At 62.9% G+C, this 23,479-nt stretch carries 17 protein-coding genes; 8 read left to right on the top strand and 9 right to left on the bottom strand.

Annotation, left to right across the window (positions count from 1 at the left end):
* The first annotated feature begins 152 nt into the window (after positions 1 to 152).
* Positions 153 to 2,444: an FUSC family membrane protein gene (locus VXM69_RS25565; RefSeq protein WP_034186576.1), complete on the top strand. Its 2,292-nt coding sequence runs from the start codon at positions 153 to 155 to the stop codon at positions 2,442 to 2,444.
* Positions 2,445 to 2,734: 290 nt separating this feature from the next.
* Positions 2,735 to 4,102: an amino acid permease gene (locus VXM69_RS25560; protein WP_034186575.1), complete on the top strand. Its 1,368-nt coding sequence runs from the start codon at positions 2,735 to 2,737 to the stop codon at positions 4,100 to 4,102.
* 147 nt (positions 4,103 to 4,249) lie between these two features.
* Here the strand turns inward: VXM69_RS25560 and VXM69_RS25555 are convergent, their stop codons facing one another.
* Complete coding sequence (locus VXM69_RS25555) at positions 4,250 to 4,411, bottom strand: hypothetical protein (protein ID WP_009688068.1); 162 nt, start codon at positions 4,409 to 4,411, stop codon at positions 4,250 to 4,252.
* A gap of 207 nt (positions 4,412 to 4,618) precedes the next feature.
* On the opposite strand from VXM69_RS25555, the gene VXM69_RS25550 reads away from it, so the two are divergent.
* Genes VXM69_RS25550 through VXM69_RS25540 form a run of 3 tightly spaced genes read left to right on the top strand, consistent with a single transcriptional unit; the run spans position 4,619 to position 8,118 of the window.
* Positions 4,619 to 5,662: a Fe(3+) ABC transporter substrate-binding protein gene (locus VXM69_RS25550; protein ID WP_367189428.1), complete on the top strand. Its 1,044-nt coding sequence runs from the start codon at positions 4,619 to 4,621 to the stop codon at positions 5,660 to 5,662.
* On the top strand, positions 5,652 to 7,340 hold the full coding sequence (locus VXM69_RS25545; protein WP_367189427.1) for an ABC transporter permease: 1,689 nt from the start codon (positions 5,652 to 5,654) through the stop codon (positions 7,338 to 7,340). Before VXM69_RS25550 ends, VXM69_RS25545 begins: the two co-directional genes overlap by 11 nt.
* Positions 7,341 to 7,344: 4 nt before the next feature.
* Positions 7,345 to 8,118 carry an ABC transporter ATP-binding protein gene (locus tag VXM69_RS25540; protein WP_069245602.1) on the top strand — a complete coding sequence of 258 codons (774 nt, stop codon included), beginning with the start codon at positions 7,345 to 7,347 and terminating at the stop codon, positions 8,116 to 8,118.
* Positions 8,119 to 8,177: 59 nt separating this feature from the next.
* On the opposite strand, the gene VXM69_RS25535 is transcribed toward VXM69_RS25540, so the two are convergent.
* From VXM69_RS25535 to VXM69_RS25520, 4 genes are all read right to left on the bottom strand, one after another.
* Positions 8,178 to 8,648 carry an Lrp/AsnC family transcriptional regulator gene (locus VXM69_RS25535; protein WP_006484401.1) on the bottom strand — a complete coding sequence of 157 codons (471 nt, stop codon included), beginning with the start codon at positions 8,646 to 8,648 and terminating at the stop codon, positions 8,178 to 8,180.
* 234 nt (positions 8,649 to 8,882) lie between these two features.
* Entirely contained in the window at positions 8,883 to 9,524 is a 642-nt protein-coding gene (locus VXM69_RS25530; protein WP_367189426.1) for an NAD(P)-dependent oxidoreductase, read from the bottom strand.
* A gap of 132 nt (positions 9,525 to 9,656) precedes the next feature.
* Entirely contained in the window at positions 9,657 to 10,109 is a 453-nt protein-coding gene (locus VXM69_RS25525; RefSeq protein ID WP_034186570.1) for an Rrf2 family transcriptional regulator, read from the bottom strand.
* Between the two features lie 90 nt (positions 10,110 to 10,199).
* Complete coding sequence (locus tag VXM69_RS25520) at positions 10,200 to 10,628, bottom strand: hypothetical protein (protein WP_034186569.1); 429 nt, start codon at positions 10,626 to 10,628, stop codon at positions 10,200 to 10,202.
* Between the two features lie 194 nt (positions 10,629 to 10,822).
* Between VXM69_RS25520 and VXM69_RS25515 the strand changes: the two genes are divergently transcribed.
* From VXM69_RS25515 to VXM69_RS25505, 3 genes are all read left to right on the top strand, one after another.
* Positions 10,823 to 11,158, top strand: coding sequence for a hypothetical protein (locus VXM69_RS25515; RefSeq protein ID WP_069705392.1), 336 nt, complete (start codon positions 10,823 to 10,825; stop codon positions 11,156 to 11,158).
* 253 nt (positions 11,159 to 11,411) lie between these two features.
* On the top strand, positions 11,412 to 12,605 hold the full coding sequence (locus tag VXM69_RS25510) for an ammonium transporter (RefSeq protein WP_034186567.1): 1,194 nt from the start codon (positions 11,412 to 11,414) through the stop codon (positions 12,603 to 12,605).
* A gap of 159 nt (positions 12,606 to 12,764) precedes the next feature.
* Complete coding sequence (locus VXM69_RS25505; RefSeq protein WP_367189425.1) at positions 12,765 to 14,726, top strand: PhoX family phosphatase; 1,962 nt, start codon at positions 12,765 to 12,767, stop codon at positions 14,724 to 14,726.
* Between the two features lie 844 nt (positions 14,727 to 15,570).
* Here the strand turns inward: VXM69_RS25505 and VXM69_RS25500 are convergent.
* From VXM69_RS25500 to VXM69_RS25485, 4 genes are all read right to left on the bottom strand, one after another.
* Positions 15,571 to 17,370, bottom strand: coding sequence for a TniQ family protein (locus tag VXM69_RS25500; protein WP_367189424.1), 1,800 nt, complete (start codon positions 17,368 to 17,370; stop codon positions 15,571 to 15,573).
* A 19-nt stretch (positions 17,371 to 17,389) separates the two neighbouring features.
* Positions 17,390 to 19,129 carry a TnsD family Tn7-like transposition protein gene (locus VXM69_RS25495; protein WP_367189423.1) on the bottom strand — a complete coding sequence of 580 codons (1,740 nt, stop codon included), beginning with the start codon at positions 19,127 to 19,129 and terminating at the stop codon, positions 17,390 to 17,392.
* Positions 19,130 to 19,210: 81 nt separating this feature from the next.
* On the bottom strand, positions 19,211 to 20,755 hold the full coding sequence (locus VXM69_RS25490; protein ID WP_321968069.1) for an ATP-binding protein: 1,545 nt from the start codon (positions 20,753 to 20,755) through the stop codon (positions 19,211 to 19,213).
* A gap of 234 nt (positions 20,756 to 20,989) precedes the next feature.
* Positions 20,990 to 23,461 carry an integrase gene (locus VXM69_RS25485; RefSeq protein WP_367189422.1) on the bottom strand — a complete coding sequence of 824 codons (2,472 nt, stop codon included), beginning with the start codon at positions 23,459 to 23,461 and terminating at the stop codon, positions 20,990 to 20,992.
* Positions 23,462 to 23,479 lie beyond the last annotated feature (18 nt).

Below are 23,479 nucleotides of genomic sequence, written 5' to 3'. Positions count from 1 at the left end.
CGGGCCGGGCGAACAGGATCACCAAGGATAGCAAATGGACCGCCGCCGCGAACCTCTGCCGGAAAGCCAGGTTTTGCGGACCGCGAAATACGATAGACTCGTCGCCAGTCAATACGCCGCCCCGGCGTCTTCGTCTGCCATTCAGCCCATCGATGCGCTATTCGGTCGAAATCAGAAAGTTTTTCTACAGCCAGTACTTTTTCGGCGGCCTGCGGATCGCGGTCGGCGTCTCGCTGCCGGCCGTGCTGTGCCTGATCGTGTTTCACAACCGCGAACTCGGCTTCACGATCTCGACGGGCGCGCTCGGCGCCTGCGTCGTCGACATGCCGGGTCCGCTCAAGTACAAGCACAACGAAATGCTCGCGTGCAGCGTGATCGGCTTCCTCGCGGCGCTCGCCACCGGCCTCGCGACACCGAACATCTTCGCGCTGTGGCTCACGATCGTGCCGCTCACGTTCGTGCTGTCGCTGATCGTCGTCTACGGCAACCGCTGGCCCCAAATCAGCTTCGCGACGCTGTTCATGATGGTGATGACGCTCGAGGAGAAGTTCACGCCGCTGCAGGCGTTCATCAACGCCGGCTGGATTCTCGCGGGCGGCCTCTGGTACACGTACTGGGCCACGCTCGTGTCGCGATGGCAGGCGCGCCGGATCGAGCAGCAGGCGCTGGCCGAGAGCCTGTTCGCCTGTGCCGACTACCTGCTGGCGCGCGCACAGTTCTACGATCTCGACGCCGATCTCGACGAATGCTACCGCAACCTGGTCGCGCGGCAGATCACCGCGGTCGAAACGCAGGAAACCGCGCGCGACATCGTGCTGCGCAACCTGCCGAAGCTTCGCCGCGGCAAGCTCGATCCCGGCCGCACGACGATGTACAACCTGTTCATCAACAGCGTCGACCTGCACGAGCTGTTCGTCGGCGCCCACACCGACTACCCGCTGGTGCGCAACACGTTCGGCGGCTCGGATCTGATCATTTTCTACCGCGACCTGATCCGCAAGGCGGCCGCCGATCTCGAGGAGATCGGCCTCGCGGTGCTCGAGAACCGCGCGCCGCATTCGCGGATCAGCGTGAAGGCCGAGCTGCGCGCGATCGAGTACGAGATCGAGCTGATGCGCAAGAAGAACTTCGCGGCCACCAACGCGGAAGCGTACGCGGCCGTGCTCGCGACGTTCCGGCGCATCTGGAGCGCGACGCGCCTGATCGACCGGATGCGCCGCAACCTGTCGGGCCACGCCGATCCGCAGCAAACCGAACTGAAGATCGACAAGGCGCTCACGCGCTTCCTGCAGCGCCGCCGGATGTCGCCGCTGCTGATCTTCTCGAACCTGAACATGCGCTCGCCGAGCTTTCGCCACGCGCTGCGCGTGACGATCGCGGTGGCGGTCGGCTTCTGGATCGGCCGGCTGCTGCCGCTCACGAACGCGTACTGGATCGTGATGACGACCATCATCATCCTGAAGCCCGGCTACTCGCTGACCAAGCAGCGCAACGCGCAGCGGATCATCGGCACGCTGATCGGCTGCGCGGCGAGCATCGCGCTGATCTACACGGTGAAGGAGCCGCACCTGCTGATCGCGATCATGTTCGGGTCGATGGTGATGAGCTACAGCCTGCTGCTGTTCAATTACGCGGCAAGCGTCGTGTTCACGTCGTCGTACGTATTGCTGATGTTTCACCTGCTCGCACCGGGCAGCATGCGGATCATCGGCGAGCGCGCGATCGACACGGTGGTCGGCTGCATGATCGCGATCGCCGCGAGCCGGCTGTTCCCGTACTGGGAATACCGGCTGATGGGCAAGCAGGTCGCCGACATGCTCACCGCGACCCGCAAGTATTTCGAGGCCGTGTGGCGCGCCGGGCGTGGCGCGTCGCCGCCGCCCGTGCCCGCCGCCGACGGCGCCGCCGTCGTGCCGGTCGTCGCCGCGGCGGTCGAAACGCCGGCCACGAGCCTCGACGACGACTACCGCTACCGCCTGGCGCGCAAGGACGTGCACATCGCGTTCGCGAACCTCGGGCAGGCGTTCCAGCGGATGATGATCGAGCCGAAGGCGCACCAGCGTTTCGTGCCCGAACTGAACGACCTGCTCGTGCAGACGCACGTGCTCGGCGCGCAGATCACGGCCGCCGCGCCGCTGATCCGCAACGCGTGCTCGGCCGACGGCAGCATCGAGCACGACGACGCGCTGCATCGCGGCCTCGCCGCCGTGCTCGACAATCTCGAGAAGGCCGAGGCCGGCGAGCCGCCGCCCGCCGACCAGCTCGAAGCGTCGAAGCAGATCACGCGCGATCTCGACGCGATGGTCGTGTCCGCGGAGAAATCCGATGCGGTCGGCGCCGAGCTCACGCACGACCTGAAAGTGCTTGCCCACCAATGCAAGCAGATGCTTGCGTCGTCGCTGCTGATCCGCAAGGATGCGAGCGTGATCCGCCTGCCCGCCTGACCCCGACCACCCGCGCCGGTGGCCGGCCCGCGCACGCCGCGGGTCGGCCACCGGCGCGCCCCGACTCAGCGATCCCCGAAGCATGACCCGCCCGCTCCACGCGGCCCGCGCATCCGTCGCGCGACCGCCCCACGCCCCTTCCCGCTCGCCGCGCCAGTCAGGGAATACCCGATTCCGGTCACCCGGCCCGGCTTGTTATCATTCGTTCACATTCAAGTTGTATAGACAACTTGAGCCGATCGGACCGGCCCCGCTCGCCCGGTCCGTCGAATAACGATATCGGAGACTCGATGAAAAACTTGCAGCGCCACCTGAGCGCGCGGCACATCCGCTTTCTCGCGCTCGGCTCGGCGATCGGCACGGGCCTGTTCTACGGCTCCGCGTCCGCGATCCAGCTCGCGGGCCCGGCCGTGATCCTGGCGTACATCCTGGGCGGCGCGGCCGTCTACATGGTGATGCGCGCGCTCGGCGAAATGGCCGTGCGCGAACCCGTCGCCGGCTCGTTCGGCCATTACGCGACCGAGAACCTCGGCCCGTTCGCGGGTTTCGTCACCGGCTGGACCTACACGCTCGAAATGGTGATCGTCGCGATCGCCGACATCACCGCGTTCGGCATCTACATGGGCTTCTGGTTTCCGGATGTCCCGCAATGGATCTGGGTGCTCGGCGTCGTCGCGATCATCTGCGGGCTGAACCTGTGCCACGTGAAGGTGTTCGGCGAGCTCGAATTCTGGCTGTCGATCATCAAGGTCGGCGCGATCGTCGCGATGATCGGCGGCGGCGTCGCGATCCTGCTGTCCGGCATGCACTTCGGCCATTCGGCCGACGTGCCGACGTTCGCGAACCTGTGGAACCACGGCGGCTTCCTGCCGAACGGCATCGGCGGGCTGGTCGCGTCGCTGTCGGTCGTGATCTTCGCGTACGGCGGGATCGAGGTGATCGGGATGAGCGCCGGCGAGGCGAAGGATCCGGAACGCGTGATTCCGCGCGCGATCAACGCGGTGCCCGCGCGCATCCTGCTGTTCTACGTGCTGACCATGGTCGTGCTGATGTCGATCAGCCCGTGGACGGGCGTCGGCAGCGACGGCAGCCCGTTCGTGCAGATCTTCTCGGCGCTCGGCGTGAAGTCGGCTGCCACGATCCTCAACCTGGTCGTGATCAGCGCCGCGATCTCGGCGATCAACAGCGACATCTTCGGCGCGGGCCGCATGATGTTCGGGATGGCGCGACAGGGCCAGGCACCGCGCGTGCTGATGACGACGTCGCGGCACGGCGTGCCGTGGGTCACGGTGCTCGTGATGGCCGGCGCGCTGCTCGTCGGCGTGCTGCTCAACTACCTGATGCCGAAGGACGTGTTCCTGGTGGTCGCCGCGATCGCGACGTTCGCGACCGTATGGGTCTGGCTGATGATCCTGCTGTCGCAGGTCGCGATGCGCCGCCGCCTGTCGAGCGCGGAAGTCGCCGCGCTGAAGTTCAAGGTGCCGCTGTGGCCGGCCGCGCCGGCGCTGACGATCGCGTTCATGGGTTTCGTGATCGTGATGCTCGGCTGGTTCGAGGATACGCGTGTCGCGCTGTATGTCGGCGCGGCATGGCTCGCGCTGCTCGCGGCCGTGTTCTACGCACGGATCCGCCCGAAATTCGCCCCTGCGTCACGTTGACGCACGGCTGACCCGAATGCGCGGCGCGCCTCGTTCGGCGCCCGCTGCCGTCAAGGCTCCGCGCGGCGCCCGTCGCGCCGGAAGCCGCGGATTGCGCCCCTTCGCATGCGCCGCGTGCGCGGCCCGGCCGGCCCGCGTACCGGCACGTCAGTGCGATGCCGCGCTCGCGGCCTCGGCCGGATGGGCCTCGTCGTACGCCCGCTTCTGCGAAATCGCGTTGTACAGGATCGTCCCGATCACGAGGAGCACGGCCACGACGATCAGGATGCTCACGTTGCGAACAGGGTTCTTCTTGCGCTGATCGTTCATGGTCGGTGCGTCTCCGTCAAATTCATCGAAGCGCGCATTCTACGCGCTTGCGCCCGCGCTGCGACGTCCCGTTTCCGATCGCCGTTACGCCCATCCCCCGCTGCTTTCCGCACGCTTTCAGTTGGTAATCGTTCCCATTTCGATTTAGAATCCCGAATCTTTCATTTTGTAATATTTCCTTCGTCCACCCGTCCCACCGGAGTCACCATGTCGAATCCGCGCACCCGCCTGCTGCCGCTCGCCGGCGCCCTCGCCCTGGCCGCGGCCGCCTTCGCGCCGCTTGCCCAGGCGGCCGAGGAAGTGAGCCTGTACACCACCCGCGAACCCAAGCTGATCCAGCCGCTCATCGATGCCTTCACGAAGCAGAGCGGCGTCAAGGTCAACACTGTGTTCGTGAAGGACGGCCTGCTCGAGCGCGTGAAGGCGGAAGGCGCGCAGTCGCCGGCCGACGTGCTGATGACGGTCGACGTCGGCAACCTGCTCGACCTGGTCGACGGTGGCGTCACGCAGCCAGTACGCTCGAAGGCGCTCGACGACGCGATTCCCGCGAACCTGCGCGGCACGAGCGGCGACTGGTACGCGCTGTCGCTGCGCGACCGTGTGCTGTACGTCGAGAAGGACCTGAAGGTCGACGCATTCCGCTACGAGGATCTCGCCGATCCGAAATGGAAGGGCAAGGTCTGCATCCGCTCGGGCCAGCATCCGTACAACACGGCGCTCGTCGCGGCGATGATCGCGCACGACGGCGAGGCCGCGACCGAGAAATGGCTGCGCGGCGTGAAGGCGAACCTCGCGCGCAAGGCGACGGGCGGCGACCGCGACGTCGCGCGCGACATCCTCGGCGGCATCTGCGACGTCGGCCTCGCGAACGCGTACTACGTCGGCCACATGAAGAACGCGGAAGCCGGCAGCGACGCGCGCAAGTGGGGCGACGCGATCAAGGTCGTACGCCCGACGTTCGCGAACGCGAAGAGCGGCGGCACGCACGTGAACATCAGCGGCGCGACGGTCGCAAAGCACGCGCCGCACAAGGCCAACGCGGTGAAGCTGCTCGAATACCTCGTGTCGCCGGAAGCGCAGGCGCTGTACGCGCAGGCGAACTACGAATACCCGGTACGCGCGAACGTGAAGCTCGATCCGGTGATCGCGAGTTTCGGCGCGCTGAAGGTCGACCCGCTGCCGCTGGCGGACATCGCGAAGCATCGCAAGCAGGCGAGCCAGCTCGTCGACAAGGTCGGCTTTGACAACTGACGCCGCATCGTCCGGCGCGTACCGCGCGCCATCCCGGCTGCGTCTGCGCCCGCGCGCGGGCAGCCTGTGGCTGCTCGCGGCGCTGGCGGTCGCCGCGGCGGTCGCGGCGCCGCTCGCGGTGCTCGTGGCCGCCGCGTTCGACGCCGATCTCGCGCACTGGCGTCATCTCGCCGAATTCGTGCTGCCGCAGGCGCTCGTCAATACGCTGCTGCTGCTCGCGGGTGTCGGCGCGATCGTGTCGATCGTCGGCACCGGCTGCGCGTGGCTCGTCACCGCGTACGATTTTCCCGGTCGCCGGATGCTGACGTGGGCGCTGCTGCTGCCGCTCGCGGTGCCTACCTACATCGTCGCATTCGCGTATCTCGACCTGCTGCATCCGATCGGCCCCGTCCAGGGCGCGATCCGCTGGCTGCTCGGCTTCGACAGCCCGCGCCAGTTCCGCCTGCCGGACCTGCGCTCGCTGCCCGGCGCGATCTTCGTGCTCGGCTTCGTGCTGTATCCGTATGTGTACCTGAGCACGCGCGCGATGTTCGTCACGCAGTCCGCGAGCCTGCTCGAGGCCGCGCGCACGCTCGGCGCGGGACGCGTCGCGACGTTCTGGCGCGTCGTCGTGCCGCTCGCGCGGCCCGCGATCGCGGTCGGCGTGAGCCTCGCGCTGCTCGAAACGCTGAACGACATCGGCGCGTCGGAATTTCTCGGCGTGCAGACGCTGACCGTGTCGGTCTACACGACGTGGATCACGCGCTCCGACCTCGCCGGTGCCGCGCAGATCGCGCTGGCGATGCTCGTGATCGTCGTCGGCATGATCGTGCTCGAACGTCATGGGCGCCGCCGCCAGCGCTACGCGCATGGCCGGCGCATGCGGCCGATCGCGCCGCGCCGCCTCACCGGCGCGGCCGCGCTCGGCGCCGCCGTGTTCGGCTGGCTGCCCGTGCTGCTCGGTTTCGGCGCACCGGCCGCGTACCTCGCGGTGGAGACCGGCAAGCGGCTGCATCTCGTCGGCGGCGTGTCCGCGCAACTGCTGACGGGGCTCACGAACACGCTGACGATCGCCACCGCGGCCACCGCCGCGACGCTCGCCTGCGGGCTCGTCGTCGCGTGGGCCGCGCGCGCGCAACGCGACAGCGCCCGCGCGGGCCCTGCCCGCCTGTGCGCGCGGATCGCGAGCCTCGGCTATGCGGTACCGGGCACCGTGCTCGCGATCGGCCTGCTGATTCCGTTCGCGGCAGCCGACCGGCTGTTCGGCGCGGCGCTCGGCCGCGACGGGCTGCTGCTGATGGGTTCGGTCACCGCGCTCGTGATCGCCTATTCGGTGCGCTTTCTGGCGATCCCGGCCGGCAGCATCGAGGCCGGTCTCGCGCGCATTCCGCCGTCGCTCGAACAGGCGGCGCGCTCGCTCGGCGAGACGGCCGGCGGCACGCTGCGCCGCGTCCACCTGCCGCTGCTGCGGCCCGGGCTCACGACAAGCGCGCTGCTGGTGTTCGTCGACGCGATGAAGGAATTGCCGGCCACGCTGCTGCTGCGTCCGCTGAATTTCGACACGCTCGCGACCTGGCTGTATGCGGAAGCCGCACGCGGCACCTACGAAGAAGGCGCGGTCGCCGCGCTCGCGATCGTGCTGGCCGGGCTCGTGCCCGTGATCCTGCTCGCCCGCACCCGCCACAAGATCGGAGCCTGAACCCGTGAACCTGCTTGAACTCGATGACCTTTGCATCGCCTACGACACGCCGCACGGCCGCCGCACGGTGGTCGACGGGCTGAGCCTCGCGCTGCCGCGCGGCGACATCGGCTGCCTGCTCGGCGCGTCGGGCTGCGGCAAGACGACCGTGCTGCGCGCGATCGCCGGCTTCGAGCCCGTTCGCATGGGGCGCATCATGCTGGACGGCAGGCCCGTCGCGGCATCGTCGTTCGAGGTGCCGCCGGAGCGGCGGCGCATCGGCATGATGTTCCAGGACTATGCGCTGTTCCCGCACCTCAGCGCGGCCGACAACGTCGCCTTCGGTTTGCGGCGCATGCCGAAGATCGAACGGCGCCTGCGTGTCGCCGAAATGCTCGAACTCGTCGGCCTCGCCGATTCCGGCGGCGCCTATCCGCACGAGTTGTCGGGCGGCCAGCAGCAACGCGTCGCGCTCGCCCGCGCGCTCGCGCCGTCCCCGGAGCTGCTGCTGCTCGACGAGCCATTCTCGAATCTCGACGTCGATACGCGCGAGCGGCTCGCGTTCGAGCTGCGCGACATCCTGAAACGCACGGGCCACACCGCGATCCTCGTCACGCACAACCAGGCCGAAGCGTTCGCGATCGCCGACCGGATCGGCGTGATGAAGGACGGCCGGCTCGCGCAATGGGACACGCCGTACGCGCTGCACCATCATCCAGCGAGCGCATTCGTCGCGGATTTCGTGCGCCGCGACGCGCTCGCCGACGAACGCGCACGCGCACTGGCACGCGGCCGCTGACGCCGTGCCGCGGCCGCGTCGCGCGACACCGTCAGCCTCCGTGCCGCGTCCTCGACGCGCTACGCCGGCTCCGCGAGATCGCGCACGGGCAGCGCGGTCGAATACTTGATCTGCTCCATCGCGAACGACGAGCTGACGTCGAACAGCGGCACCGTGCGAATCAGTTGCTTGTAGACCCGATCGTAGTCGTCGATGCCGGCCACCACGACGCGCAGCAGGTAATCGGTCTCGCCGCTCATCCGGTAGACCTCGACCACTTCCGGCATGTCGCGCACGGCCTGCGTGAAACGCTGCGCCCATTCCTCGGTGTGCTGGTTCGTGCGGATCGCGACGAACACGGTCGTGCCGACGCCGAGCTTGCGCGGATCGCACAGCGCAACCTGCGCGCGAATCGCGCCGGTCTCCTTGAGCCGCTGCACGCGCTTCCAGCATGGCGTCTGCGACAGGTTCACGCGCTGCGCCAGTTCCGCGATCGGCAATGTGGCATCGGCCTGCAGCAGTTCCAGCAGCTTGCGATCGATGGCGTCCATTTCTCCAGTCCCTCGTAGATAGAAATTTATTCTATTCATCCTGCACAACGGGGAACAGTATGAAAACGGCTTCGCCGCGTCGACCGGTATAAATACCGATCCGCCACGTGCTCGCCACGCCAAACGAAACAGGCGACGCCGCCCGTGAGGATGGCATCGCCCGACCTTGTTACGCGCCGCGGCTTGTACGCCACGCCCCGGCCGGCGCTCACACGCCGCCGGTCGTCACGCCGCTCAATACGCGACCGTCGCGATCTCGCGCACGAAGCTGTCCTGCTCGAGCGTGTCGACGAACGCGACCGCGTAGTCTTCCGCCGAGATCTTGCTATTGCCCTGCGCGTCCACGATCAGCTTGCCGGCGCCCGTGCGGAACGTGCCCGTGCGCTCTCCCGGCGCGATCAGCGCGGCCGGCGCCAGGAAGGTCCAGTCGAGATCGGTGACCGTCTTCAGGTAGTCGAACGCGTCGCGATGGGCCAGCGCGACCGCCTTGTACGCGTCAGGGAAACCTTCGCTGTCGACCAGCTGCTTGCCCGGCGCGACTTCGAGCGAACCGGCGCCGCCGACCACGACGAGCCGCTTCAGGCCGGCCTGGCGCGTGCCGGCGACCAGCGCCTGCGCGGCCCCGACGACCTTCGCCGCATCGTCCTGCTTCGGACCGTACGCGCTCGCGACCACGTCATGCCCCGGCAGCGCGGCCGCGATGCTGGCCGCGTCGAACAGGTCGGCCGCCTGCGCGGTGATGCCGTCGCCGGCCGTGCCCGGATGGCGCGACAGCGCGGTCACGCGGTGGCCGCGTCGTACGGCTTCCGCCGCGATGCGCGAGCCGATCATGCCGGTGGCGCCGAACAGCGCGATTTTCAACGAACGTTGCGTCATGGCGATTCTCCAGTCAGAAAATATGTAACACAGTTAATTACAGATAAGATCGAAAAAAACGGGGCGAAGCCCCCGTTGCACCGGACACCCGCACCTGCGCGCCGTCCGGCTTCCTGCCCTGCCTGCCGCCGGCTACCTGCCGGCTGCCGCCTGTTGCGTGCGCCGCTCGAGATCCAGCATGTCGGCCGTGACGTCGACGAGCGTGCGCGTGGCGAGCGATGCCTCCATCGCGCGCTGCGCATCGCCGATATAGCCGGTCAGCGCGACCTGGATGTGCCGCCCGACGAGGCACGCGGGATTCGGTGCCTCGCGATGCAGCGCGAACAGTTGCGCGTCGTCGACCGCGCGATACACGTCGAGCAGCGTGATCTCGCCGGGCTCGCGCGCCAGCAACGCGCCGCCGCCCGCGCCGAGCTGCGACGTGGTCAGCCCCGCGGCTGCCAGCATCGACAGCAACCGGCGAATCAGCGCCGGATTCGTATTCACGCTGCCCGCGATGATGTCCGACGACAGCGGCACGCCTTCCTGCATCGACAGCAAGGCGAGCACGTGGACGGCAAACGCGAACCGGCTGCTGGTATTCATTCCTCACTCACTCGGCGACACCGGCCCGAACCGCGACCGGCGACATGTGTAATCATGATAATTACATTTCGTGGATCGTGCAAGCCCGCGTCATTCCCCGCTCGCGGGCTTGGCGCCCGACGCGTTCTGCTGGCTCCACTGCTGCAGCTTCTTGCCGGCTTCCGCGATCTTCGCACCGGCTTCGGAGGCCGCATGCGCGACGACCGCGGAAGCGGCCGCGTCGATCTGCGCCTGCGCGGCCGACGCGAGACCGCTCGCGGACAGCGGCGGCACGGCCGACGCCGCCGAAGCGATGCCGGCCTTCGCGGCGTTGATCTGCTGGTTGACGGTGCTCGCGACCTGGTCGAGCGCCTTGGCCGCGTTGTTCGCGGCATCGGCGGCCGCGCTGGCGGCCGTATCGGCTTGCGTGGCCGGCGCGCCGGACTTCTCGCAGCCCGCGAGCAACAGCAGCGCACCGGCGGCCACCGCCGCCAGTACGGACCCGGGCACGCGACGCGCCCGCGATGTCTTCATGTTCATCAGCAAATCTCCGGCCGTGCGTCGCACGGCCTTGTGGTTGGACCGGTGTCGATGATACCGCCTGTGGAACAGGCCAAATGACGACCAGCCATTAAAAATGCCTTTCAATTTCGGATTCGTCTGATTCAATCGCAGGCGCTACGCCACTAAAGTGGGCACGCCTCAATCCGCTTCGTACGTGTCCCTTTTTTCTTATGGCTTTTCTCGTCGACTGGTTCATCGTTCTGGCCACGCTGCTCGCCGCCACCCTGTTCCTGTGCCTGCGCGCGCCGTCGGCGCCCCGCCTGGCCGAATCCGGGCGCCCGCGCCGCGTCGCATCCGCGCGCCTGCTCACGCAGGCCGTGATCGGTTTCTGGACGGCCGCGCTGATCATCGCGGAAGGCATCCTCGGCGCCGACGGCGACGGCCAGTCGCTCGCCGGCTTCGCGGCCCTCGCGTTCGCCGCGCTCGGGCTGTCGACCGTCGCCGCCTACTGGTCGGCATGCGCGTGGCGGCTGCGCCGGCCGCCCACGCTGTTCGCCCGTCACTGACGCGCCAGATCGGTGCGCCACGGCGCACCACATCGCATCGCCTCGCTCGCCGCACGCACCAGTTCAGCACGCACCGCACCACACACGTGCAAATCGTGCGGTCACCAATCGTCGTCGGCCGCTCCGTCACCCGTGCACGATTCACCGGAATGCCGCACCACGCGGTATCGAGGCACCAATTCCACGCAGCCGTTCACCAAGTTGGCTCGATATTTGCGTTCCTTGCCCGTTTTTTGCGCAAGGAAGCCACGGCATGGATGGTCTGAAATCCGGCGTCGATACACTGTTCCTGTTGATCGGCGCCGTCATGGTGCTCGCGATGCACGCGGGCTTCGCATTTCTCGAACTCGGCACGGTCCGCAAGAAGAACCAGGTCAACGCGCTCGTGAAGATCCTGGTCGACTTCTCGGTGTCGACGCTCGCGTATTTCTTCATCGGCTACACGATCGCATACGGTGTCGAGTTCTTCGACGACATCGGCACGCTGTCGCAGCACAGCGGCTACGCGCTCGTGCGCTTCTTCTTCCTGCTGACCTTCGCGGCGGCCATTCCCGCGATCGTGTCCGGCGGCATCGCCGAGCGCGCGAAGTTCAATCCGCAGCTCGTCGCGACGCTGATCATCGTCGGCTTCATCTATCCGTTCTTCGAAGGGATGGCGTGGAACGAGCGCTTCGGCGTGCAGGCGTGGCTCACGCACGCGTTCGGTGCGCCGTTCCACGATTTCGCCGGCTCGGTCGTCGTGCATGCGTTCGGCGGCTGGGTCGCGCTGCCGGCCGTGCTGCTGCTCGGCGCGCGTCACGGCCGCTACGCGAAGGATGGCCGGATCGCCGCGCACCCGCCGTCGAACATCCCGTTCCTCGCGCTCGGCGCATGGGTGCTCGCGGTCGGCTGGTTCGGCTTCAACGTGATGAGCGCGCAGACGCTCGACAAGATCAGCGGCCTCGTCGCCGTGAACTCGCTGATGGCGATGGTCGGCGGCACGCTCGCCGCGTGGATGGCCGGCCGCAACGACCCGGGCTTCACGTACAACGGGCCGCTCGCGGGCCTCGTCGCCGTATGCGCGGGCTCCGACGTGATGCATCCGATCGGCGCGCTCGTCACGGGCGCGGCCGCCGGTGCGCTGTTCGTCGCGATGTTCACTTGCGTGCAGAACAAGTGGCGCATCGACGACGTGCTCGGCGTGTGGCCGCTGCACGGCATGTGCGGCGCGCTCGGCGGCCTCGCGGCGGGCGTGTTCGGCCTGCCTGCGCTTGGCGGCCTCGGCGGTGTGTCGTTCCTGTCGCAGCTCGTCGGCACGCTCGGCGGCATCGTGATCGCAAGCGCGGGCGGCACGCTCGTCTATGGCGCGCTGAAAGCGACCGTCGGGCTGCGCCTCGATCGCGAAGCCGAGTTCGACGGCGCCGACCTGTCGATCCATCGCATCACGGCAACGCCCGAGCGCGATTGATCCATCGAAGGACGCCAGGCACACCATTACGGTTTCAATTCAAAAAACTTTCATCTAGCATCCTTACACTTCCGTCCAGTTTTCAATCAGCCTTCGCGAAGCTTGCCGACCGCCTGCTTCGCGAAGGCCATTCTTCCAACAACCGAAACTGGACTCCACATGCCCGCGTTGCCCAATGCTTCCCGTCGTCAGGCCCTGAAGATCCTCGCCGGCGCGCCGATGCTCCCCCTTTCCGGCCTCGCGCTGCCGGCCCTGCTGACGGGTTGCGGCGGCGACGATCCCGCGTCGACGCCGGCCCCGGTCGCCGCTGCCTATACGTCGGCGACGTTCTCGGCGATGGCCGCCCCCACGCTCGACAATGCGGCCGCGATGGCCACGACGACGGTCGGCTCGACGCTGTCGGTGTCGTTCTCGGACGGTTCGTCGCGCAACTTCAAGCTCGCGTACCAGCCGTTCTTCGTGACGGGCGACATGGTGCCGGACGGCAAGGGCGGCACGACGCTCGCGGGCGGCTACTACGACATCAACAACCAGCCGATCATCGATCGCTCGGTCGCCGGCAAGGAGCGCCAGTTCTATTCCGACTGCCCGGACGGCAGCTCGCTGCTGACGCTGAAGAACGCGAACGTGCCCGGCGTGAAGGGCAACACGGTGTTCGCGGTCGTGCAGTTCGAATACACGACGCGCGACCAGGCGAGCGCATCGCAGTACGGCCAGTTGCCGTCGCCGATCGCGGTGCTCTCGCTCGACCAGGATCCGGCCACCGGCGCGCTGAAGGTCGTGAAGTACCACAACGTCGACACGTCGAAGGCGCACGGGCTGTGGATCACCTGCGGCGCGAGCCTGTCGCCGTGGGGCACGCACCTGTCGAGCGAGGAATACGAGCCGGACGCGACGAAGGCTGCCACCGACGCGCAGTTCAAGGCGTTCAGCAAGAACACGTTCGGCGACGAGACAAAGGCGAACCCCTACCACTACGGCCACCTGCCCGAGATCACCGTGAACCCGGACGGCACGGGCAGCGTGAAGAAGCACTACTGCCTCGGCCGCATCTCGCACGAGCTGATCCAGGTGATGCCGGACCAGCGCACCGTGATGATGGGTGACGACGCCACCAACGGCGGCCTGTTCATGTTCGTCGCCGACAAGGCGGCCGACCTGTCGGCCGGCACGCTGTACGTCGCGAAATGGACGCAGACGTCGTCGGCCGGCGCCGGCACCGCGACGCTCACGTGGATCAGGATCGGCCACGCGACGAGCAGCGAGATCGAAGCGCTCGCGAACATGCTGAAGGCGTCGGACATCATGGACCTGGTGACCGCCGACCCGAACGACGCGAGCTACACGAAGATCCACTTCGGCGGCAAGTTCAACTGGATGCGCGTGAAGCCGGGGATGGAAAAGGCGGCCGCGTTCCTCGAGACGCACCGCTACGCGGCGCTGCTCGGCGGCAGCATGGGCTTCACCAAGCTCGAAGGCACGACCGTGAACGCGAAGGACAAGATCGTCTATACGGCGATGTCGCGGATCGAAACGTCGATGGTCAAGGGCAATGCGGTGTCGCGCGACGTCGCGGTCGACAAGAAGATCGCCGCGGGCGCCGTCTACGCGCTGAACCTGAAGGCCGGCCAGCGCGACACGACGGGCGGCGCGATCGACAGCGAATGGGTGCCGGTCGACATGGGCGCGCCGGCCGCGCTCGTCGGCGAGGATCTCGCCGCGGCCGACGGGCTCGGCAACCTCGCGAACCCGGACAAGATCGCGAACCCGGACAACCTGAAGTTCTCCGAAAAGCTGCGCACGCTGTTCATCGGCGAAGACTCGGGCATGCACGTGAACAACTTCCTGTGGGCGTACAACGTCGACACGAAGTCGCTCTCGCGCGTGCTGTCGTGCCCGGCCGGCGCGGAGTCGACGGGCCTGCACGCGGTCGACGAGATCAACGGCTGGACCTACATCATGAGCAACTTCCAGCACGCGGGCGACTGGGAATCGCCGCTGCACGACAAGGTCAAGCCGACGCTCGATCCGCTCGTGCGCGCGAACTTCAAGGACCGCTTCGGCGCCAGCGTCGGCTACCTGACGGCCGAGCAGACCGGCATCAAGCTCGCGAAGGCCTGACCGGGTCACACGAGGGGGGCTCGCTGGCCAGGCGTCCCTAACCGGGACTCCCCTTCTTCATCACCGTTCATTCGTCGGCGCTCCACGCCGTTTTGTGCGCGATGCCCAGTGCGGGCATCGCGCTTTTTTTTGCGCGTGCGAATCGTGTGCATGGCGTGCGCCAGCGCGCGCCGAACGGGCTCGGACGGGCGTTTCCAGCGATCGGGGGATAATACGGGCCTGACGTGCCCGGGCGGACAGTCAAAATGACGGGTATTGGCGAACATCAAAGTTTGCGGGAAATAACGGCTGCGATGTAACGTCCACCGCCACAATCAGCGCCCCGGAAAAAAACAAAGTCCGCTGGAATCCCTCGCGAGCCACGCTTAGCGTCAAATTTCCCGTACACAGAGTCTGCGGCATCCAGGGCAGACGGGCATTCCAGCAGCACAGAATAAAAGAGCCGAATCACGAACCTGGCGCAGCGCACAATCTCGCCGTCGCATTTATCAACGAGCAGCACCCTCGTAGCGCGCTGAAATACCGCTCGCAACGCGAGTTCAGGCGCAGGACCGAGTCATCAACTCAAGTGCGAGGCGGTGTCCGGAGACGTAGGCAAATCCAAATAACGATACGGCCCAGCGAGAAAACTGCCTCGCACAGGAAGGTCATGCCAAGCCCCGATTGGGCGCCGCGTTAATTAATTGCAGTTAATCAAATGTTCTCTGCATATACTGCATCCAGACAACGCAGACATTCTCTCCCAGATGAGCAACAAGACAGTCCAGCGGCTTCTGCGGGAACGCCGGCGTGGCCACCCTATCGCTGATGCTCAATGCCTTTCAAACCAGCACGCTGGCTTCCGTTATCGGGAGTCGTCTGAAAGCCAGTTTACGATGCGAGCCCTTTGTGCCGCAGTCAGCCTTTTGAGAGAAAACCCGCCCAGTGCGGAAAACTGCGCTAGTGAGGCAACTCGCTCTCCCGCCAATCGTTCGAACCAGTAGCCAATCAAACGGTCAATGAACACACTCCTCTCCTCCGTCAATGTCAACATGTGTCGCCTTACCGCAACATCCTGGCATCCTGGCAATCGACCGTTCAGTTCGGCACGTGCTAGAGCAACCAGCGCTTTTCGCGTAACCTGCTCAGGTGGAAGTCTGCCAGCAATCAGTTTGCGAGCGTCATCGAGTCTCGCGAAGATTTCCATGAGGCGAGCATCGCTACGTCCCCTCGAACTCCTATGTCGGGAATTGAAAAACAGGAACCACGTCCTGTCATAAATATGTAATTTCCGGTACAACCCTCGTTCCATTTCGTAAGCAGTCTTCAACCTTCGCTCTATCGGAGCTGATTCGACACAAGCACGCCATTTCGCACGAAGGGAGGCGCGGCAGGACCGGGAAAGCTGGGATGCTCCCGGTAAAACTTCCTGCTTCCAGGACCACGCAATACCTTTCTTGATTCCGATTTCTCGTCCGGCGGCCGGCGCGTTCATCCCCCCGCTAACGAGCTCTCTAAACGCCGCTTTGTACCGACGTCCATATCCGACCGTTTTCCGGTCGAAAACGTTCCCGTCGCAGTCAACTCTGACGCTTACCGACACACCGCATGTGCAATCTGTAACGTATCGCCCGCTCCCCTCTTGAAACCGCAACTCGCCGAAATTGTCTGCGTCACGGTGCAGCTTTCCCGAACAAATCAGAGGCTCATTCAATGTAGCGCAGTACGCTTCGACCCGCGGATGGAAAGATCCTTCACCGGATGCCAGATACGACAACATCGACTGGAAAGCTATGGATTTGAATGGGTGACGAGTCGCTGCGCATTGAAACGACGGATGTAATATCCGGGCCATGCCATCGTCAAAACCAGTTAGCCAACAAAACTGGGTACCAAAGTAACAGGTACATGCCTCGGTTAAAGCATTGCGCCGAACCTCACCGCCTTTCGAAAGAAGGCCAGCCGCTCTCAGCATCTCTCGATAGGGAAATCTCCCGAGGTTTAAATCAGCCGAAACAAGCACGTGCGCGCTGCGCCTAGCGACGTCGACCATCGCTTGCAATTCAAGTGGCTTCAGTCCTTCAAGCGCTGTCGCGTCTTTCCGGGACGCTAATGTTGTCAGGCTACCTGAACGAGAAAAATCCATCGTTTCCGTACCGACCACCACACGCAGCAACCTGGCATGCTTCAGACAAACATATACACCCGGCAATTGTTGATCAACGCGATAGTACAGTTCGACGGCGGTTTCACGACACTCGGCCACACATTCATCGCAATATCGCAACCCCTTTGTTTCTTTTCTCGTCATCCCGGGAGCTCGATATCTCCATGGCGCACCCACGCACCGCGACAGCATCTTTTGCATAGTTGCCCCACGCACATCTTCATTTGCCAACGCCATCAGATAGTTATACGGGGTATGCTGGCGAGCAATTGTCTCCCCATCCAGGCCTATGTATGCTGACGTCTCCTCCGAAAAACATTGAAGCCCAACGGGAAGATTTTTGATCGCTCTGCACGGCGAACCGAACAGAATGGGCAAGATAGTACCGAACGCTCGCAATCCCACTTCGTCTGCGTACCGACTAATATTGCTAAAAATTGTCTCGCCCTCAAGAAAAGGCTTCAAAGCCACCGCCATGACATCCTCCTTCTCGGACACGAGCGACAATCTTCAAATTTCAACATAGCTTGCCAGGTTTCCCGCCCCCGATCCGTGTAGTGTTTAGGTTGCGAGTATTTGCACGATCTCCATAATGATGCCCAGCGCTCCATTGACCTAGACGACGCAAATAGTCTCCGCGACACTCCGTATGAGCCTTGAGGAAGCTGTTGCAGGTCGGCAGCTTGAAAAGCTGATTTCTGGTGCCTTGCGGAACACCGGACAGCATCAAGATACTGATTTTGCTTACCCATCTCGGAGGCTCTATTGCTCTGAGCGTCTCCCATGCTTTCCTCATTGAAATCACATACGCAGCATCACGAGCTGACCAGTTGATACGTCTCGAGCTAGTCGTGCACTGATTCAGGCAACTCTGCTGTACCCACTTTCGGTCATATTGCAGAAGTCGTCGGTAAAGTGGTCGATGCTGCTTCCTGCACACCGCGGCTACAGAGCCTGGCGTGCCGGCAAGCGCAATGATCCATTCAGTCCGCCACGCTCGAATGTCGTCATATGAAGCGCAGTCTTCCCCGGCCGGAGTGTGCGACGTCAAACGCCTTGCGGTCATGATGCTGACACCCAGTCGCTCTGCGACTGTCCAGTGAGATTCGCCCAGTTCGAGTAGCGCTCTGGCTTCGCTACGATATGACTCCCCATAGCTAGAAATGCGACGCACGGCCGCGTGCCGATCTCGTACGTCAAACGTAAATTTCGTTCCGCAGACACACACAGCCCGTCCCGTTCTGAGGTCAGCGTCGAATTGAACGCGCCCTTCGAAGCTCGAATCCGCATGCTTGCCGAACCTTGCCGGGCATCGCACGACTACACTGTTCAATGCACTGCGTTCTGTCCGCTCCGCGGACTGAAGGAATGCCTCCAGGAGCACATGAGCAACTGTAGGCGGAACAGCTTGCCCCGCACACACCAGTGGAACTACCCAATCGCGCGTTTTTTGCCCCTCGCGAAACAGCCCGATCCACCCGAGGTAGCTGGCTCCATAAAACTCGACCAAATCTTGAGAGAGCCGGTCGATATGTACAGATGCACCTCTCCACGAATAGCCCAGCCCCCTGAGCCGCTCCCTGTACATATCCTGTTTTTGAAAGAACCCAGCCTCTCCGACGCGTCCGCGCAATATCTCCTCCGAAAACTCGGCGACTCGAACGAGGCGCCTCATCTTCTCGACGTCAGGTACGTCAATATCGATCGACCGCCCTCCCTCTAAATAGTCATTGAAATGTTTCGCTCCGTCGAAAGGCGCACTCGCCGCGACTCGAGATATCAACAAGGGAACCTGATGACGGGCGCAATATGCGACGCCGGGCAGTTGTTGTGACATTCGAAAAAATGGACGATAACCCGCCGCCACATCATCCGATGCACACTTAGGGCAGTACCGGAAAGCTTCCAGCCGGTTGAACCTCCCGAAGCCCAGACCTCTTCTGTTCCTCACCCCTGCGACCCGGCTTTTCATCGCTGAGCGCACCTCTTCCGCCACCTTCGCCGAGCAACTTGCCGTGTGATAGGGATAGTTTGTGTGGCAGCGCGTAATCTCGTCGGAGGTCAGTCGCCAATAGTCGGCAGTCTCCTCCGCAAGCCTGTCCAGTCCGCCAGCCATATCGAACAGGGAAGTGGCACAATAACCCAGCACACGACGCAAAAAAGCGCCCTGATGTGCAACGCGTTCGTCGCTGACATACTCCGCAAAAACACTGACGAGAAGCTCATCTTCTCGTGGCCTTCTCAATGCGATAGCCATAGCCGCCGCTCCGATCGATAAGGGATACTGATATCAGGTAGATCAAGACTGCCCCTGACATCCGCCCCCCATCACTCTCAATCAGCCAATAACCGATGCTTCCTCATCCGATGTGCTGGACGACTTGCGCGATAACGTTGAAGACTTCGTGCCGTAGTACTTGACGCAAACTTCGTGGATTAGTTGTTCGCGAGATGCATTCGGGTGGTGTTTTTGCACAAGCGCAGTCATCGACGATGCCGTCTCCCTGGGAATGCCGATAAGCATCAGGGACGAAACTGCATCGAGGCCAGTCTCCAACCTGTCATGTCGAATGGCCTCATCGTAGAACAGGTTATGCTGCATTTCTGTCTTCATCTCGGCAACGACATCGTTCAACGTATCGCCCAGCACATCGTCATATTTCATCATTGCCACTTTCTTGCCCGAACGAATGGCGCGTATGATCGGTTTCAGGGAAGACATTTTCTCGTCAAATACCCGCACAAACATGCGCACCGAGAGGCGTTCCTCGCCGCACGCAATGGCCGCATACTGCGCAAGCTGGAACAGCGGAACTGCCAATCCCGGGAGCCCCTGAGTCAGTCGCCAAAGGCATTTTCGCTCGGCTGCGGATAGCGGCGCCGCTTTAGATAGCCATTGATATTTCGACAGCTCCTTACAGAACCGATCCCAATCCCGCTCATTGGTAATCCCCTTCCAATTGGTCACCCCTCCGCTGCTAGCTCGCCGTGCCAATCGTAGTGTCCGACGGAAAAGACGCTCCGCGCGGGGTGTCCCTGCGACAAGAACCGGAACCTGAACGACGTTTGTGAAGTTGACGAAGAAATCGAACAGCGGGTCGTGCGATGCCGCTGCATAGAGTGCGTTCTGGATTTCGTCGAGTACGATAAGTCCCGTAAAATGTCTCCGCGCGACGCGATGGACCTTGTTGGCGAAATCGGCAACCGTTGCACGACTGCCAACTTCTTTCTCATAGTGCGTTCCGAGAAGGTCATCGTAGGTTGCGAGCAGAAGCCGAAGCGTGTCCTTCAGGCTGGCGCTTCGTGGACAGTCAATCTTGATACGGACGACCTGCGTGACGCCGTAACTTGAGTGATGAATAACCTTCGGCAGAAGCCTGAGCGCAGAATCCAGAACGGTAGTTTTTCCCGAGCCGGATATGCCAAAGAGCCCTGCACAGTATGCATGGCTTCTCTCGTGAGGATAGACTGCCGTCAGCCGACCGTCCGCCGAGATTCCATAACGTTCCTTGATCCCGTCAATTCCATTTTTATGAATAGACTGCTGAGAGTAGTGCTGCCTGATGAGTAGATGTACCGTTGAAACCACTTCAACCTGAGACGGCAACCCCACGATCAAGTTTCCCAACCGCGCAACCGCATTTGTCCGGTACTCTTTTGACCTGCACCTCTCATCCTGAGAGAATGGTATTGGAACGCTCAATTCGCGGACGATATCTTCGATGCGCCAGTATGGGCCCAGCGCAGAGATCAAGGGGTTGCTCGCATGCTCAGGAAGTAGATCACCCTCATAGTATTGAGCCTCGACTGCTTCGATACATTGCTTTACCGGCTGAGGCTTCACCTGAACCTCGTTCACGTTTGCTTCGGTACGCTTTACCATGGCAACCTCCGTTAAAGGCATGTTGATGCGACATCGCCATAAACCGTCCAATCAAAAAGATTCAGAGACTACCGGCCACCCTCCTTTAATAAAATCGGACATCTTCTCAACGACATAGTGAATGCATACAGTGCGACTATTGCGAATCAAGCCAGGACGCGCCGCGCTCGCTCATGCATCGCTCGAAACAGCAATGTCCATTTCGGCTGCAACTTCAAGTACTTCGTCTACGAGTCAAACCTTATCGAACAGGTCGCGCATGCCGGCCTCAATCTGCTCTGAAATAGCCCCGAAATCTGAGCTACCGCTACCTTCCGACAAGTCAGTGATGTCGGCGCCTGCACTCTGAGGATCGATGCCACGATGATCCTCCGCCTGAGGGCGCGCCGAACGGGTAAGGCCCCCAGTCACACGCCGGAATGGCTTGCTACGCTTTTCGACTATTGAGCTATTGCGATCCTTGCCACTCATGGCGGCATCTGCTTGTCGAATGCCCACCGCGCCTAATGTAGGGTCCTGTGCTTCGCTACGTTCGTCCATCTCGCGTTCAGTTCGCTCATCAGCGCGCTCACATGACGTTTCGGTATCCATATTATTTATATCAGGATGCCTCAGTCCGGCCGCTTCCAATGCCGCTTTCGTCTGCTTCACGGACTGTTTGGCTGTAGCTGCGATGTTGTATTCGGTTATCGCGAGACTCTTCTGCACTTCGGCTTCGTGGCACCCAATGTTCGCTGCATTGACAGATCGATAGACTTCAAGTTCGTGGTATGTTAATCCTGCCATCCAGTCTGGCTCAGATTCTTGCAGAGCGCACGCGATCGGCTCCCCAAGACCGAGCAGGTTGATATTGCTGACGTCGGAGGAATCGGGAGTCACGTCAACGATCGTTTCTTTCCCCTCGGCGCGAAACATGGCCTGCCTCTCTATCAAGGACAGAGGGCACGCGTACATGACACGCCTGAACTTGATGCCGTTGGCCACGATGACCGCCTTCTCTGGGGCTATGACCTTCGAGCGGAATTCCGCGACATCGACCTTACGGCCACGCCCGTTGACTTTGATACCGTATTTCCAGAGGTTCAGTGGCGTCGCCGCTTCTCCCGCTTCGACCATCTCGGGTGGAGTCGGATAGCCTGTCACCGCCCGGGTGTTGTAACTAAGTATCGCCATCACTACAATCAGAAGCAGTTGTCCGATGTCCAGTGCCGCGTCGAGAGCCGGGTGTACCCGGCCTCTTTCAAACGAGTCTTTTTCGACTGCGCCCGGGACCAAAGGCATCCACGTCGCCGGCAGAAGGCGGAATCGCACTTCTATGACACCACGCAGGTCGGGTCGATACGCCTCAGGATTCAATATCTCCACCCGATAGTCTCGATGGAGTGGCTGCGCCTTGTGCACGCTACTGATCTCACCCTGGTCACCATACAGTTCCTCGCAGAGAATCTCCGAAGGCCACTGACCTTCTGTGATGTCGAGTCCGAGCCTTTTACAGAATTCGACCTTGGAACTAGTAGCGTTGACGAGAGCCATCATTGCCCCGTTCCAGCAAGGAGGGTCAAACGTCAGATGCACACCCACAATCATGCGGGAATAGTCGTCGACAACCAGATACAACGTAGGCCTGCGAAGCGCGATGCTGCGCATGATGCGAGAAACGGGATACACGTCAATGATCGTCGCATCAATATGGAATCGTTGACCCGGTCCCCGCGTGTTCGAGAGTCGCCCAGTCAGTGGCCGCTCATGCAGCAGATAGCGTCGAATTCCCACCTTGCGCACCCGACGATCCTTGTACGAATAAGTTTGCGCAATGTAGTACTGCAGTTGCCTTGGCGTTATGCTGGCTCCTTCGACAAACTCCATGTCCACCAGCCTGCCGTCTGCATCAAAGACTTTTCGACGCGCAAACAAGGTCATGACCCAACGGACTGCCGCCGCCATCGACTTAGACGCTCGAGGCCCCTTCCTGTACTCAGCAGTAAAATAGTAGTCTGCCGCTATCGCCAGTATTTTTCGAACCTCCTCATCAAGTGCGGGACCGCTCAAACTTTTGCCGCGTGACTTCCGGCCGGGTTTCAATGTGAAATTCTTTACTTTTCCCTTCCCGCCACAGCAGTCATAGTCGTCTCCGGCGGCGGCAGGCGTCATACCGCGCTGCCAGAAGCGCCGCAGCACGCGTCGTACTGTAGCCTCGGAATATCGATACATCGCGATAAAACGGTGAATCCGCTTCGCGCGAGTCGACCGTTCAAGCAACGCCTCATGCTCATCACCATGAAGCGACGGTTCTGGTTGCAAGTCGCCGTCAGGTTGCCTATCGAACGTAAGCAACCGTCGGATGAGTACCCACCCCCGATACCTCTCAGGTTCCTCGACGCATTCGAGGCTTTCCTTCGACCGCCGGTTCGGGACGTATGTCGCGGCTCGACGCCGCTCTGCAACGCTCACTGGCAACTTCGAAATGATGTCAAGTGCATCGTCGTCTTCGACGTTGAACGACAGTCGTCTGAGGACCTCGTCGGTTTTCAGTTTGAACGGGCTAGCACGATGCGTACTTTCCGGCTTCCCATGCTCGATATCAATCAGGTGCGTCCATCTCAGTCCGTCGCCCGTTTTCAACACGATATAAATCGTGTCTCCATTGCGCTTCTTCAGTACATCTCCCATTGCAATGGACGACGGACAGGTCGCCTTTTTCAGCATAGCAACCTCCTTTACTAT

Origin of the sequence: Burkholderia sp. Ed8, from assembly GCF_040761425.1 — a bacterium.
Classification (GTDB): Bacteria; Pseudomonadota; Gammaproteobacteria; order Burkholderiales; family Burkholderiaceae; genus Burkholderia; species Burkholderia seminalis.
This window is presented reverse-complemented; position numbering and strand designations above follow the sequence as displayed.

What these genes read in the sequence shown, in the direction of transcription:
- VXM69_RS25565 (WP_034186576.1), top strand. Translation starts at nt 153, where the DNA reads ATGCGCTATTCGGTCGAAATCAGAAAGTTTTTCTACAGCCAGTACTTT.
- VXM69_RS25560 (WP_034186575.1), top strand. Translation starts at nt 2,735, where the DNA reads ATGAAAAACTTGCAGCGCCACCTGAGCGCGCGGCACATCCGCTTTCTC.
- VXM69_RS25555 (WP_009688068.1), bottom strand. Translation starts at nt 4,411, where the DNA reads ATGAACGATCAGCGCAAGAAGAACCCTGTTCGCAACGTGAGCATCCTG.
- VXM69_RS25550 (WP_367189428.1), top strand. Translation starts at nt 4,619, where the DNA reads ATGTCGAATCCGCGCACCCGCCTGCTGCCGCTCGCCGGCGCCCTCGCC.
- VXM69_RS25535 (WP_006484401.1), bottom strand. Translation starts at nt 8,648, where the DNA reads ATGGACGCCATCGATCGCAAGCTGCTGGAACTGCTGCAGGCCGATGCC.
- VXM69_RS25530 (WP_367189426.1), bottom strand. Translation starts at nt 9,524, where the DNA reads ATGACGCAACGTTCGTTGAAAATCGCGCTGTTCGGCGCCACCGGCATG.
- VXM69_RS25525 (WP_034186570.1), bottom strand. Translation starts at nt 10,109, where the DNA reads ATGAATACCAGCAGCCGGTTCGCGTTTGCCGTCCACGTGCTCGCCTTG.
- VXM69_RS25520 (WP_034186569.1), bottom strand. Translation starts at nt 10,628, where the DNA reads ATGAACATGAAGACATCGCGGGCGCGTCGCGTGCCCGGGTCCGTACTG.
- VXM69_RS25515 (WP_069705392.1), top strand. Translation starts at nt 10,823, where the DNA reads ATGGCTTTTCTCGTCGACTGGTTCATCGTTCTGGCCACGCTGCTCGCC.
- VXM69_RS25510 (WP_034186567.1), top strand. Translation starts at nt 11,412, where the DNA reads ATGGATGGTCTGAAATCCGGCGTCGATACACTGTTCCTGTTGATCGGC.
- VXM69_RS25505 (WP_367189425.1), top strand. Translation starts at nt 12,765, where the DNA reads ATGCCCGCGTTGCCCAATGCTTCCCGTCGTCAGGCCCTGAAGATCCTC.
- VXM69_RS25495 (WP_367189423.1), bottom strand. Translation starts at nt 19,129, where the DNA reads ATGGCTATCGCATTGAGAAGGCCACGAGAAGATGAGCTTCTCGTCAGT.
- VXM69_RS25490 (WP_321968069.1), bottom strand. Translation starts at nt 20,755, where the DNA reads ATGGTAAAGCGTACCGAAGCAAACGTGAACGAGGTTCAGGTGAAGCCT.
- VXM69_RS25485 (WP_367189422.1), bottom strand. Translation starts at nt 23,461, where the DNA reads ATGCTGAAAAAGGCGACCTGTCCGTCGTCCATTGCAATGGGAGATGTA.